At 31.3% G+C, this 13,892-nt stretch carries 11 protein-coding genes; 10 read left to right on the forward strand and 1 reads right to left on the reverse strand.

Going from position 1 to position 13,892, the window contains the following annotated elements:
* The first annotated feature begins 2 nt into the window (after nucleotides 1-2).
* From B5E58_RS10390 to rlmH, 10 genes are all read left to right on the forward strand, one after another.
* Entirely contained in the window at nucleotides 3-2,216 is a 2,214-nt protein-coding gene (locus B5E58_RS10390) for an S-layer homology domain-containing protein (RefSeq protein WP_158097731.1), read from the forward strand.
* 204 nt (nucleotides 2,217-2,420) lie between these two features.
* Complete coding sequence (locus B5E58_RS10395) at nucleotides 2,421-3,797, forward strand: NAD(P)/FAD-dependent oxidoreductase (protein ID WP_088109600.1); 1,377 nt, start codon at nucleotides 2,421-2,423, stop codon at nucleotides 3,795-3,797.
* Between the two features lie 173 nt (nucleotides 3,798-3,970).
* Nucleotides 3,971-4,663, forward strand: coding sequence for a response regulator YycF (gene yycF, locus B5E58_RS10400; RefSeq protein WP_088109601.1), 693 nt, complete (start codon nucleotides 3,971-3,973; stop codon nucleotides 4,661-4,663).
* A 20-nt stretch (nucleotides 4,664-4,683) separates the two neighbouring features.
* On the forward strand, nucleotides 4,684-6,483 hold the full coding sequence (locus B5E58_RS10405; protein WP_088109602.1) for an ATP-binding protein: 1,800 nt from the start codon (nucleotides 4,684-4,686) through the stop codon (nucleotides 6,481-6,483).
* Nucleotides 6,484-6,631: 148 nt separating this feature from the next.
* Nucleotides 6,632-7,090, forward strand: coding sequence for a hypothetical protein (locus B5E58_RS10410; protein WP_088109603.1), 459 nt, complete (start codon nucleotides 6,632-6,634; stop codon nucleotides 7,088-7,090).
* 18 nt (nucleotides 7,091-7,108) lie between these two features.
* Nucleotides 7,109-8,497: a hypothetical protein gene (locus B5E58_RS10415; RefSeq protein WP_088109604.1), complete on the forward strand. Its 1,389-nt coding sequence runs from the start codon at nucleotides 7,109-7,111 to the stop codon at nucleotides 8,495-8,497.
* 9 nt (nucleotides 8,498-8,506) lie between these two features.
* Nucleotides 8,507-9,343 (forward strand): hypothetical protein, encoded by an 837-nt coding sequence (locus tag B5E58_RS10420; RefSeq protein ID WP_088109605.1) that lies wholly within the window; start codon nucleotides 8,507-8,509, stop codon nucleotides 9,341-9,343.
* A gap of 284 nt (nucleotides 9,344-9,627) precedes the next feature.
* Nucleotides 9,628-10,881 (forward strand): UDP-N-acetylglucosamine 1-carboxyvinyltransferase, encoded by a 1,254-nt coding sequence (locus B5E58_RS10425; protein WP_088109606.1) that lies wholly within the window; start codon nucleotides 9,628-9,630, stop codon nucleotides 10,879-10,881.
* Nucleotides 10,882-10,967: 86 nt separating this feature from the next.
* Nucleotides 10,968-11,762 (forward strand): MBL fold metallo-hydrolase, encoded by a 795-nt coding sequence (locus B5E58_RS10430; RefSeq protein ID WP_088109607.1) that lies wholly within the window; start codon nucleotides 10,968-10,970, stop codon nucleotides 11,760-11,762.
* Nucleotides 11,763-11,770: 8 nt separating this feature from the next.
* Complete coding sequence (gene rlmH, locus B5E58_RS10435; RefSeq protein WP_088109608.1) at nucleotides 11,771-12,250, forward strand: 23S rRNA (pseudouridine(1915)-N(3))-methyltransferase RlmH; 480 nt, start codon at nucleotides 11,771-11,773, stop codon at nucleotides 12,248-12,250.
* Nucleotides 12,251-12,499: 249 nt separating this feature from the next.
* Here the strand turns inward: rlmH and murC are convergent, their stop codons facing one another.
* Nucleotides 12,500-13,888, reverse strand: a complete 1,389-nt coding sequence (gene murC / locus B5E58_RS10440) for a UDP-N-acetylmuramate--L-alanine ligase (RefSeq protein WP_088109609.1) — start codon at nucleotides 13,886-13,888, stop codon at nucleotides 12,500-12,502.
* Between the last annotated feature and the right edge of the window lie 4 nt (nucleotides 13,889-13,892).

Here is a 13,892-nt window from a genome sequence, read left to right on the forward strand (position 1 = left end):
TTATGAAACGCAAAATAGCGGTAACAATGGCCATGTTAATGGCTTGTTCTTCTGTTGTTCCAACTTTTGGTGCTGTAACATTTAAAGATATTGATGATGTGCCTTGGCAAGGAGCTCAGACATTTATAAATAGAGCCGGAGAGCTTGAAATTATGGTTGGAGAAGTTGTTGACGGAGAACGTTATTTCAGAGGTAAAGACAACGTTACTTGTTTTGAGACTGTTCAGCTTGTGTATAGTATGCTTGATAAGACTGGAAACCTTAAGAGTACTGAAGGTGTTGAAAGCAAATGGTCTTATGTTATGAAACAGTTGAGTGTTCCTGAATGGGCATATCCTTGTATTTCTTATTCTCTTGAATATGGAATAGTTTCTATGTCAGAGGTTGGAAAATTTACAAATGCATCAAAGGGAACTCCTACATATGCAACACGTGAAGCAGCAGCTGTAATACTTGGAAAAGCTATGTCTGATAAGTATACTCTTGATACAGATGCTAAACTTTCATTTAGTGATGCATCTTCTGTAAATGACACAAGTGTTCAGTATGTAGAACTTCTTGCTAGACTTGAAATTTTCCTTGGAGATTATAATAACAATTTCAATCCTAAAGTTGCCATAAATAGAGCTGAAATGGCTACAATAATAACAAAGGCTTATGATAAAATGAATACAGGAAGCTCAAACAATGAAGATAATAATAATTCATCAGAAACTGAACAGCCTTCAACTGGAACAACTATTGCAGCAGGAAGTGTTATATCTGTAAACGATATGGGTTCATCATATCTTGTTACAATACTTAAGAGTGATGGAGATAAAATAGGTCTTTTTGCAAGTTCTTCAACAACTGTAACAAATATTGGAGGAGGAACTTCAACATATACTGCTCTTTCTGCTGGAGATACTCTTAAAGATATTACTTATAGTGGAGCTGACATAAAGAGTCTTACAATAACATATGATGCTGACCCTGGTCTCAATCAGAACATAGGTAAAGTTGAAGGTACTATTGATGAGATATATAACGATATTGTTTATATAAATAAGAGTACAGGCGGTACAGCTAAATATTATATAAATGTAAATTGTGATTATATTCTTGACGGAAAGACTGCTTCACAGAAAGATATATTTGATGCTTATAAAAAAGGCAGAGTTGATGTATCGGTAAGTCTTAATGTTAAAGGTGAGGCTACAAAACTTGATTGTACTACTAAAGAAAGTGATTATATGTACGGTGAACTTAGAAGTATATCAAGAAGTGGTCTTACAATAAAGAAATCAGGAAGAACATACACAACAGATTATAGTTGGATAAATGGTGAATCTGACGATGTTGATTTCTATCTTGAAGGTAAGAATTCATCATATACAGATGTAAGAGATGCTTTTGATAGTTATAGTACAACATATGTAAAATATGTTACAGACAGTAGAGATGACGTTAAGAGACTTTATGTTTCAAAATATGATTTTGAAGATAATAGCAGCAGTGATGGTACTTATAAAGGTACAATAAATGATGTAAGCAGAAGATATGTAAACTTTAAGAAATCAGGTTCAAGTTCATATAAAGAATATAATTTTAAGGGTGATGATATTGATAACGCAACTCTTAAAATTGACGGAAAAACATATGATTACTATGATTTCAGAGACAAGCTTGACAGTGCAGGCACTTTATCTGTAACAATAGAAGTTAACAGTAAAGATGAAGTTACAAGAATTACTGCTACAACAACAAGTAGTTCTGATACATCAGGAGTAATAAAGAGCATGACATCATCAACAATAGCAATAGGTTCATCATCAAATAAATATGATATTGCTAGTGGTGTAAGTGTTTCAATAGATGGAAACAGCGATTATAATATTGATGACCTTAGAAAATTTGTTGATGATAGATATATAACAATGGAAGCTAACTTAACAATAAAATCATCTAAAGTAACAAAAATTGAAGCTCATATTAAAAAAGTTGAGGGTGATCTTAGATACTTTGACAGCAGACGTGGAGAGCTTGAAGTTAGAACTCCAGACAGAACAACAATGGCCTTTGATTTTAAAACATCAACTCTTAATGTAAAAGGTGATGAAAGGTCTGTTGATGACCTTGAATATTACATGAATGACAAGGGTAGAGAATATGAAGTTGTTGTTGAGGTTGACCCTTCAAATGGATATGCTTCAACTATAACTGTAACAGAAATATAATTGTACATTTTTAGGAGTATGCTTTGCATACTCCTTTTTATTGTTATATATTTATAAAAATAGATTTGCTTTTTTGTGTAAAACATAAAAAATAAAAAAATATATAAAATTGTGTTGACAAAATATAGGTTTGCAGTACATAATAAGATGTTTTGTGCACATACATGTAAATATTGTTTTTTAGATTTTCGGAGGTGTTTTCCTATGAATAAGAATTATGATGTTGCTATTATTGGTGGCGGTATAGGCGGAATTATGAATGCTTTTCGTCTCACAGAAAAAAATCCGGAACTTAAAGTTGTTATAATTGAAAAGGGACATGAAATTGAAAAGAGAATATGTCCTATTGTAGCAAAGAAAACAGATAAGTGTATAAAATGTAAATCATGTGCTATTATGGAAGGTATGGCAGGAGCAGGAGCTTTTTCTGATGGTAAATATGTAATATCAACAGAGTATGGCGGTTGGCTTACAGAATTTTTAGAGCCTGAAACTGTTATAAACTATATTGAACAGGCTGACGAGATACTTGTAAAATATGGCGCTACAACAGAAAGATTTATGCCTGACAATGAGCTTAAAAGATTATGTTTACAAAATGACCTTCATATGAGCCAAGCTCAGCTTAAACATCTTGGTACAGATAGCAATTTTGAGACAATGAGAAAACTTATTGTTGCTGTTGGAAAAAGATGTGAAATACTTTCAGATACAAAAGCTGTCGATGTAAATAAAGACACAAAAGAAATAACAATTGAAGATAGAGAAGGAACAAGAATGATTTCTGCTGACAAAATAATATTTGCTGTTGGTAGAGCTGGAAGTAGATTTTTCTCAAAATGGTGTGAGGATAATAATATATCCCTTAAAAATAATCAGGTTGATATTGGTGTTCGTGTAGAGCTTCCTTCTATGATATGGGAACATTTTTCAAAGAAAATTTATGAACCTAAAATATGGTACAGAAGTAAAGGTTATGGGGATACAACTAGAATGTTCTGTTTTAATGAACGTGGAAGTGTTGTAACTGAAAATACAGACGGAATACTTACTGTAAATGGTCATTCATATAGAGATGCTTCAAGAAAAACTCAAAATTCTAACTTTGCACTTTTATCAACAATAAGATTTACAGAGCCTTTTAAAGAGCCTATTGAATATGCAAGACACGTTGCTAAACTTGCTAATCTTATAAGTGGTGGAAGTGTACTTGTACAGCGTCTTGGAGACCTGGAAAACGGAAGAAGAACAGATGAAAAACGTCTTGCTCAGTCAACTACAAGACCTACAATGAAAGCTGTTGCAGGAGATTTGAGCCTTTGTATACCAAAAAGACAGCTTGATAATATTGTTGAGACACTTCATGCATTGGATAAAATTGCACCAGGTACAGCTAACTATGATACACTTCTTTATGGTATAGAATGTAAATATTATTCTGCAAGACCTAAAACTGTTGATTTTGAAATTGAAGGTTGTGACGGAATATATGCCATAGGTGATGGAGCTGGATTTACACGCTCTCTTTCACAGGCTGCTGCAAATGGTCTTTATGTTGCTGATATTATACTTAATAAATAAATTTAAAATATTTTTGCCGACACTTTGTGTCGGCTTTTTATATTATTAAGATTTTATGAATATTATCTCTATAATTTTACATTGTACTTTAAATTTAGTATAATTAAATTTAGTAAATATATAATAATTATAATAATAAAAAGAGCCTTTAAAGGTGTTTTTGGAGGTATTTTATGGGTAAAAAAATACTTGTCGTTGATGACGAAAAGGCTATTGCCAATATTATTAAATTTAATTTGAAAAAGGAAGGATATGATGTAATTACAGCGGAAGATGGGGAAATGGGAGTTATAAAGGCTTTTACAGAAAATCCTGACCTTATACTTTTAGATATTATGATGCCTAAAATTGATGGATATGAGGCTTGTAAGAGAATTCGTGAGAAAATGTCAACTCCAATAATAATGCTTACTGCAAGAGCTGAGGAGGTTGATAAAGTTTTAGGTCTTGAGCTTGGGGCTGATGACTATGTTACAAAGCCTTTCGGTATAAGAGAGCTTATGGCGAGAGTTAAAGCTAATCTTAGAAAATATGACGCTGTCATAAAAACATCTGAAATGTCATCTAATATTATAGATTTTGGTAGACTTGTTATAGACCTTGACAGATATGAAGTTAAAAAAGATGGAAATGTAATTGATTTAACATTCAGAGAGTTTGAGCTTTTAAAATTCCTTGCACAGCAGAAATCACAAGTATTTTCAAGAGAAGTTCTCCTTGAAAAAGTTTGGGGCTATGAGTATTTTGGAGATGTTAGAACTGTTGATGTTACCATAAGACGTTTGAGAGAAAAAATTGAAGATGACCCGGGAAAACCTTCTTATATACTCACTAAAAGAGGAGTAGGCTATTATTTTAATAGCTGATTTTAAGGTCTGGTGTGTTTATGAAAATTAAAGAGAGTATAAAATATAAACTTATTATAATGTATCTTGGACTTGTTCTTATTGTTATGATTGTAAGCGGAACTTATATACTTTTAAGTCTCCAAAATATAGAACAGGATAAGGCTAAAACTCAACTTGAACTTTATACAGAGAGAATTAATGAGCAAGTTATTTCCGGAGGAGATGAGGAAAAATTTCAAGAGGAGCTTTTGAAATTTTCACAGGGAGGCTCTAGTATATCAAATACTCAAGGAAATATAATAAATTCTAAAGGAAATACTATTGCTTCCACAACTGTTGTTGAGCCACCTTTCCCTCAATATAGAAATGCTTCTGTAATATCTGCTCTTTCAGGTACAGAGTCCTTTGATATGTTTAAGAGAAGTACAGATACTTCCGGTCTTGCTAAGTATTGGATAAGCTATGCTTCACCTGTAAAAGATGCAGAGGGTAATGTTAAATATGTGATATTTTCAAGAATAGATGCTAGTGATATAAAAGCAGGTCTTGAACAGACGAGAAAAAGTATAATAATTGCTGTTCTTTTGGCATTTTCCCTTACTATTGTAATGGGATATGTTTTTGCAAAAACTATTACAGGTCCAATTCTTGAACTTACATCAAAGGCAAAAGCTCTTGCCGGTGGAAATCTTAATCAACAAGTTGTTGTTAAGTCTAAAGATGAAATAGGTCAGCTTACAGTTAGCTTTAATAATATGGCTCAAGAGCTGGACAAAAATATAAAAATTATATCTAATGAAAAAAATAAACTTGAAATAATACTCCATAATATGAGTGATGGTGTAATTTCCTATGACAGTTTAGGAAATCTTATTCATGTTAATAGTGCCGCTATGGATATGCTTGAAGTTTCGGAATTTAATATGAGTTTTACAGATTTTATAAAAGAGTTTAATTTAAGTGAAAGTCTTTATATTAATGTAACTTCTGAAAATTCAAAGAAAATTACATTTCCAATAGGAAAAAAATTTATAACAGCAAACTTTACACCTTACTATAGAGAAGAAGACGTAATTGATGGTATTGTTGTTGTTCTTCAGGATATAACAGAGGCTAAAAAACTTGATGATATGCGAAAAGAGTTCGTTGCAAATGTTTCTCATGAGCTTAGAACACCTCTTACAACAGTAAAAAGTTATACTGAAACTCTTATGGATGGGGCTGTGGAAGATATTGAAATAGCTATGGAATTTTTGGGTATTATAAATAGTGAGGCTGATAGAATGTCTTTCCTTGTCCATGACCTTTTACAGCTTTCTCGATTTGATAATAAACAAATTGTGCTTTCAGTATCTGAAATAGAGCTTAATAGATATATGACTGAAATTGTTAAACAAAACAAAATTCATGCCGATGCAAAAGAACAAAATCTTTATTTTATACCTTATAAAAATGATGTTTATATAAAAGGTGACCGTGACAGAATAACACAGGTAGTAAATAATATAATAACAAATGCAATAAAATATAGTTATGAAAAAGCTGAAATAAAGGCTTTTATAGATGAAGATGCAAATTATTATAAATTGACAATAAAAGATACGGGAATGGGTATACAGAAAGAGGATATTTCAAGAATATTCGAGAGATTTTATCGTGTTGATAAAGCAAGAAGTCGTGCTATGGGTGGAACAGGTTTAGGACTTGCCATAGCTAAAGAGATTATGGAAATACACAAAGGCAAAATTACTGTTGAGAGTGAATATGGAAAAGGAACTGCCATGACAATATGGTTTAATAAAAAATTTGATGAAAATAGTATTGAAAAAGATATTTAATACGTCTATTTTCTCTATTTTCCTTGTGTTCCAATATAATGTAATTCAAACGTAAGGCTCGTGTAACATAAATGTAACATTACTGTTTTATAATGTCTATACATGGATTTAAAACTATAAAATAGCAAGGGAAGGAGGCTGCATAGAGATGAAAACTAAATTTTTAGCATTGTTTGTGCTTTTGTTTATGTTTATTGCTCCAACTTTCGCTTATGCAGACCAGTTTTCTTCTTCCAATAAGGTAGAATTTTCTGTTACAAGCGGAGTTGAGCTTGGAGGTACAGAGTCAACTTTTGATAAACTTAGAACTATAACAGGTTCTAGTGAAAATGGTTCTCTTATTTCCATAACACTTAGCAAAAAAAATGCTAGTGGAACGCTTAATGAGTACGCAAGCTATGAAATAGAGATAGGTCCTACTGGTCTGTTTAGTCAGACTGTTGAGCTTGAACTCGGAGAAAATATAGTTTCTGTATCTGCGGATAAAGAAGGTAAAAACTCAAGTTATGGTGAATGTGTTATAAAAAGAAAAAAACGTGAAATAAAAACAGAGCTTGAGAATGGAATAAGTATACCGGGTATGAGCACCACGGTAGTTTTATATTAATACACAACGGTGATAATTATGAGACTTAGCAGAATACAAAATTTTGTAATCATTGCTTTGGTCATAGCTGCCGTGATTCAGACAGGAAAGTTATGGCTTTATAATAACGATAGCCATAACTTTTTTTATACAGTTTTTCAGAATATAGGGAAAAATAATATAAAATACAGTGGTGAAACTTATATATTGGAACCTTTAGAAATTGTTGCAGGTTATGGTAATAAAAAGTTTTCGAAGTTTTATGCACAGTCTGATGAAACAGGTTTATATGAACAAGGTAACGATGCAATTTTTGAAGTCCTTACAAAAGGTGAGTTTGTTAAAGAGTCAGAGTTGGAATGGAACTCTGTTTTGGCATCAAAATGTGTTATTTTTAAATATGCTCATGCTATAACTCTTGATGATTTTGAGGACGGATTTGAAAAAAATAATGTTTTTGAAAAATATATTGAATTTGATAGTATAGTAATATATTCTCAAATGAACTATGGTTCTATTTTGAGAGTTTTATTTATAAATTCACAGACGGAAAAAGTTTATGAGTGTAATGTATCGAAAAGTAAGTCTGCACAAAATTTGTATAATACATTGGAAAAAGCACAAAATGAAGAAATGAAATCAGATAATTTTATAACCTATATATCAACTAAACAGAGTGGTTTTAATATATTTTCTGATGATATTTTTGTTCCCCAATGGTCTGAAACTGAATTTGTGTATCCTGTGTTAAAAAGAGTAAATCCTTTTGAAAAAAATGGAGAGTTTTCTTTGGCAACTCTTGAAATGTATATTGACCAATTTTTTGATAGTAGTACATCAAAATGGAGTGAAACTGATAATACAGGAACTTATCTTTTTAGTGATGATGATATTGTTGTAAAGTATATGACAACAGGTCTTCTTGAATATTATAATTATGAGCCTATTGATAGAAGTATAAATCAAAGTTTTATAACTTCGTATTCGGTAGCTAAAAGTTTTATTGAGCAAGACACATCTCTTAAAACTGATGTATATTTAGCAGATTGGGAAATAAATGAAGATGAGGCTGTTTATTATTTTAATTATACAGTAAATAATATGCCTCTTATACCTTCTGATGTTTTATCAAATATGACAGATATGAAATATTGTATTGAGATAAGTGTAAAAAATAACAGCGTAAAAAAATATCGAAGAATTGCTTATAACTATTCTAAAGATAATAAAACTGCTGTTGCTGATAAAGAGTTTATAAAGGCTCTTGATGAAACTATTACAGTTATGTATGAAAATAACAGCGAAAACATAGTAACTAATGTTCAGGACATAAAACTTGGATACTATATGAGTGGTAGAGATATTTTAAAACTCAAATGGTTTACAACAATAAATGGAGAAGTCCATTCTGTGGATTGCGAAAAATAGGAGGTTATTATGGACTGGAGCATAGCTAAAAAAACAGTTATAATTATACTTATAGTGCTTAATGTCTGCCTCTTTGTGCTTAATAGAAATGAAAAAGATGATTTTAAAATTTCTCCAGCAAGAGAAAAATCAGCTATTGAAGTTTTGGCAAAAAGAGATGTATATATTTATACTGATATAATAGAAGATTACTCTCCAAAGAGAAAAATAAAAGTAAAACCTATTACAGTTACTCGTGAAAGTATTGAAGATACATTTTTTGAAAATGAAGATATAAAAATTTCAATAGAGTTTGATAGAGATATACTTAAAAGTGATACTAAAACAGTATCCTATAAAGGTAATGATGTTATAGTTTATTATAATCAATCTGATGAAATAAATGAAAATTTTAATGTTAAAACTGCACGAGAACAGGCAGATTTAGTTTTATCACAATCTGCTGGGAAATCAAATAGATTTGCACTTTTAAATACTGTTGAAAATGATGGTGAATATACTTTTACATACTGTGAAAAGTATAAAGGACAATTTGTTTATAGCAGTAGATATGATATAACTGTTAATAATAAGGGCGTAAAAACGGCGAATATAAAGTTTTGTGAAATAGAAGGTTATTCAGATGATAAAATTGAAATTTATGGTGCAGACGAGGCTCTTTTTACATTCTCTGATTTTATAGGGAAAAGTGCTACTGTAAACAGAATTGAGATTGTTTATGATTATCCTTCAGATGACAATCCTGATGTTGATATGTCAACTAAGCTTGTTCCATATTACTTTATTTTTGTTATGGATAGGGACCAGCCTTATATGGTTAACGCCTATACAAATAAAATTAAATAGATTTTGATGAAAAAAATGTATTTTAATACAGAATTTAACTTTATAATATTAGCAAATTTAATAAAAAAAACGGGTTTTAACTCTAAAATATAAGCTAAAATCCGTTTTATTTTTATATGATTAAAAAAGTCTTTATTGTTTTAAGTTTTAGTGGTATAATTCTTAAGTAATTTGATTTTAGATTGTATAAAAAAAGCCTTTTTTGAAGGCTTTTTTACTGTATAAACAATTATGAAATCGTCTCTTTTGTTGGGATAAAAAAGTGGAAGGATTTGAGTAATTCTATGGAGAAACTGATTATTAATGGTCAGAAAAAACTTTGTGGTGAAGTCAGCATAAGCGGTGCAAAGAATGCAGCTGTTGCAATATTACCTGCAGCTATTATGGCTGATGATATTTGTTTTATAGATAACCTCCCTTGTATTGAGGACGTTACAAGTCTTTTTAATACTCTTACAAAAATGGGAGCTAAATGCGAATTTTTAGATAAACATACTCTTAAAATAGACAGTAGAAATATTGAGAATGTAAGTGCAACTTATGAGGAAGTAAGAAAAATAAGAGCTTCATATTATCTTTTAGGAGCACTTCTTGGAAGATTTAAAAAAGCTGAAGTTGCTATGCCGGGAGGCTGTAACTTTGGTTCAAGACCTATTGACCTTCATCTTAAAGGCTTTAGAGCTCTTGGTGCAGAAGTTTTTGTTGATGACAATGTTGTTAAGGTTTATGCTGAAAAACTTCATGGTGCTTCAATATACATGGACCAAGTAAGTGTTGGTGCAACAATAAATATTATGCTTGCAGCATGTCTTGCTGAGGGTAATACTGTAATTGAAAATGCAGCTAAAGAACCTCATGTGGTTGATACTGCTAACTTCCTTAATATTATGGGAGCAAAAATAAAGGGTGCTGGTACAGACGTAATAAGAATTACTGGTGTTCCTAAACTTCATGGAGCTGAATATACAATTATTCCAGACCAGATTGAAGCAGGTACATATATGATAGCTGCTGCTATTACAGGTGGAGATGTTGTTGTAAAAAATATAATACCGAAACATATGGATTGTCTTTCAGCGAAACTTGAGGAAATGAATGTAACAATAGAGGAGGGAGACGACTCTATAAGAGTTATATCTGACAGAGCTCTTAAAAACGTAAATGTAAAAACAATGAGCTATCCAGGTTTCCCTACTGATTTACAGCCTCAAATGGCGGCTCTTTTGACTGTTTGTATGGGTGAAAATATAATAACTGAAAATGTTTGGGATAACAGATACCAGTATATTGACCAGCTCAAGAAAATGGGTGCTGATATTTCAATAGAAGGTAGAGTTGCAAGAATTAACGGTGTTCCAGAACTTGTTGGAACAGATGTATGTGCAACAGACCTTAGAGCGGGAGCAGCTATGATTATAGCAGGTCTTGCAGCTCGTGGTACAACTGAAATTAAAAATGTGAAGTACATTGACAGAGGCTATGAAGATGTTGAAAACAAATTCGGAAACCTTGGAGCTGACATAAAAAGAGTAAAATAAATTATAAAAACGCTGGAACTTTTGTTTCAGCGTTTTTTTATGATTATCATGATTTATAATAATTATTGAAAAGAGGTGTGTTTTTAATGGCTGTAAGATTTTGTCCCATAGCCAGCGGAAGTAGTGGAAACTGTATATATGCAGGAACCGAAAGTACAAATATACTTTTTGATGCGGGACTTAGTGGAAAAAGAATAAAAGAGGGGCTTGACATTTTAAATGTTGACGGAACAAATATTGATGCTCTCTTTATAACTCATGAACACAGTGACCATATAAAAGGAGCGGGAATAATATCAAGACGATTTGATATACCTATATATGCAACTGAGGGAACATGGGAGGCTATGGAAAACACAATAGGAAATATTGGACGTAGAAATAAAAAATTTATATATAGCGGTGAACCTTGTGTAATAAATGATATGTGTATAATGCCTTTTGATATACCTCATGATGCGGCTGAGCCTGTTGGTTACAGTATATTTGCAAAAGACTTTAAAATGACAATAGCAACAGATTTAGGTCATGTTACAGACACTGTTAAAGAAAATATACAAGGCTCTGATGTTCTTCTTTTAGAGTCAAATCATGATGTTGATATGTTAAAATGTGGTTCATATCCTTGGGCTTTGAAACAGAGAATACTTGGAGATAAGGGCCATATATCAAATGAGACTGCTGGAAAACTTATTTCTGAAATTATGGACGGCAAACTTAAACATATTTATTTAGGTCATTTAAGCGATGAAAATAATGAACCTCATTTGGCTTATGAGACTGTTAAAAGTATTTTGAATGAAAATGATATAAAAGTTGGTACATATCTTAAAATGGATATGGCTTCTCGTTATAGTAATAGTTGTCCTGTTATACTTTGAGGTGAAATATGAAAATTTCTATTATATGTGTTGGAAAACTTAAAGAAAAATATTGGAATATGGCTATTGATGAATATTCAAAACGTCTTGGAAAGTATGTTAAACTTGAAATTATAGAAGTTCCTGACGAGAAAGCTCCTGAGTCAATGAGTTTGGCTGAGGAGGAAATCGTTAAGAAAAAAGAAGGGGAAAGAATACTTAAAAATATAAAAGATGATGCCTATTGTGTAGCTCTTGCCATAGAGGGTAAAAATTTAAGCTCTGAGGAGTTGGCTGATTTTGTTGAAAAAACAACTCTTAGAGGTGTAAGCCATATTGTTTTTGTTATAGGAGGCTCCCTTGGGTTGTCTAAAGATTTTATGAATAGGGCTAATTATTATCTTAGTTTCTCAAAAATGACTTTTCCACATCAGATGATGAGAGTTATACTTCTTGAACAGATTTACAGAGCTATAAAAATAAATAGGAATGAACCTTACCACAAATAATATTTAAAAATGCTGTGGATAACTATATACATATATTTAATTATAGTATTTTTATTAAATATGTTTTTCTGTGTTCTATAAATATATTAAAATATTAAAATTTTATATGATATGCATAAAAAAGCCTTGAGATTATATTAAAATCTCAAGGCTTTTATGTTTATTATGATTTGTGTCACTGTTTAAAATATTGTTATCACATATTTAAGTAGACAATAATTCACTTGTTTACAACTGTGTGGATAATGTTTATAAGTCCATTGAAACAAGTTTTTCTCCTACTGTGTAAATGTCTCCAGCTCCCATAGTTATTAAAAGGTCATTTTCTTCTGAATTTTCAGAAACAAACTTGATAATATCATCAAGTTTTCCTATATATGTCACATCTTTGCCTTTTTCTTTTATTTTTTCAGCTAAATCCTTTGATGAAACTAATCCTGTGTCTTTTTCTCTTGCTGCATAAATATCAGCTATTATTATTTTATCTGCTTCATCAAAAGCATTTACAAACTCATCAAAAAGGTTGTATGTTCTTGTGTATGTGTGAGGTTGGAATATACACCAAAGTCTATTATGTTTTACATTTCTTGCAGCGGAGAGAGTTGCTTTTATTTCTGTTGGATGATGAGCGTAGTCATCTATTACTAAAGCTCCCTTATATGTTCCTTTTCTCTGAAATCTTCTGTTTGTTCCACCATAATTTGAAAGCCCTAAGGCTATTTTTTCAAAAGGTATACCAAGACAGTATGCAGCAGCACAAGCAGCAAGAGCGTTACTTATATTGTGTTCTCCCGGAATATTAAGATTTATTTGTCCTATGTCTTTTCCTTTATAATATACATCAAAAGAGTTTTTTCCGTCGCTGTGATGTATTATGTTTCCAGCATACCAATCTGCATTTTTATCTTTTGTGCTGTATATTTCAAAAGGACAACTTATGCTGTCTGTTATAAATTTAGTGTCTTCTATCTCTCCGTTTATTACAAGCATACCATTTTCAGGTATTCTTTGGGCGAACTTGTGGAAAGATTTTCTTACATTTTCAAATGTTTTAAAATAGTCTAAATGGTCAGCTTCTATATTAAGTATTATACCTACAAGAGGATTGAATTTGAGGAAACTATCAAAATATTCACAGGCTTCAGCAACAAAATATTTTGATGTACCTACTTTTGTGTTTCCTCCTATTGATGGAAGTATACCACCTACTGATATTGTTGGGTCTGTGTTTGCACAGAGAAGTATTTCGGATACCATTGAAGTTGTAGTTGTTTTTCCATGAGTTCCTGCTACTGCTATTGAATTTTCATACTCTGCCATTATATGACCTAAAAGTTCTGCTCTATCCATTATGTCTATGTTTAATTCTTTTGCAGCTATAAGTTCAGGATTATCCTGTTTTACTGCTGCTGTGTATACAACAAGATTAAATTCATTAGTTATGTTCTCTTTTTTATGACCTATATTTATTTTTACACCAATACTTTCAAGATGTTTTGTTGTATCTGATACTTTCATATCAGTTCCTGCTACATTTACTCCTCTTGATTTGAGTATTTCTGCAAGGCCAGACATACTTATTCCGCCAATACCTATAAAATATACATTTTTATATTTTTCGCTAAAACCGCTTTTCATACTG

Origin of the sequence: Tyzzerella sp. An114 (genome assembly GCF_002161055.1) — a bacterium.
GTDB classification, from domain to species: domain Bacteria; phylum Bacillota; class Clostridia; order Lachnospirales; family Anaerotignaceae; genus Fimicola; species Fimicola cottocaccae.

Bases quoted from the DNA above. Each gene is read 5' to 3' on its own strand.
- murC (WP_088109609.1), bottom strand. From the start codon at position 13,888: ATGAAAAGCGGTTTTAGCGAAAAATATAAAAATGTATATTTTATAGGT.
- rlmH (WP_088109608.1), top strand. From the start codon at position 11,771: ATGAAAATTTCTATTATATGTGTTGGAAAACTTAAAGAAAAATATTGG.
- B5E58_RS10390 (WP_158097731.1), top strand. From the start codon at position 3: ATGAAACGCAAAATAGCGGTAACAATGGCCATGTTAATGGCTTGTTCT.
- B5E58_RS10415 (WP_088109604.1), top strand. From the start codon at position 7,109: ATGAGACTTAGCAGAATACAAAATTTTGTAATCATTGCTTTGGTCATA.
- B5E58_RS10430 (WP_088109607.1), top strand. From the start codon at position 10,968: ATGGCTGTAAGATTTTGTCCCATAGCCAGCGGAAGTAGTGGAAACTGT.
- B5E58_RS10410 (WP_088109603.1), top strand. From the start codon at position 6,632: ATGAAAACTAAATTTTTAGCATTGTTTGTGCTTTTGTTTATGTTTATT.
- yycF (WP_088109601.1), top strand. From the start codon at position 3,971: ATGGGTAAAAAAATACTTGTCGTTGATGACGAAAAGGCTATTGCCAAT.
- B5E58_RS10405 (WP_088109602.1), top strand. From the start codon at position 4,684: ATGAAAATTAAAGAGAGTATAAAATATAAACTTATTATAATGTATCTT.
- B5E58_RS10420 (WP_088109605.1), top strand. From the start codon at position 8,507: ATGGACTGGAGCATAGCTAAAAAAACAGTTATAATTATACTTATAGTG.
- B5E58_RS10395 (WP_088109600.1), top strand. From the start codon at position 2,421: ATGAATAAGAATTATGATGTTGCTATTATTGGTGGCGGTATAGGCGGA.
- B5E58_RS10425 (WP_088109606.1), top strand. From the start codon at position 9,628: ATGGAGAAACTGATTATTAATGGTCAGAAAAAACTTTGTGGTGAAGTC.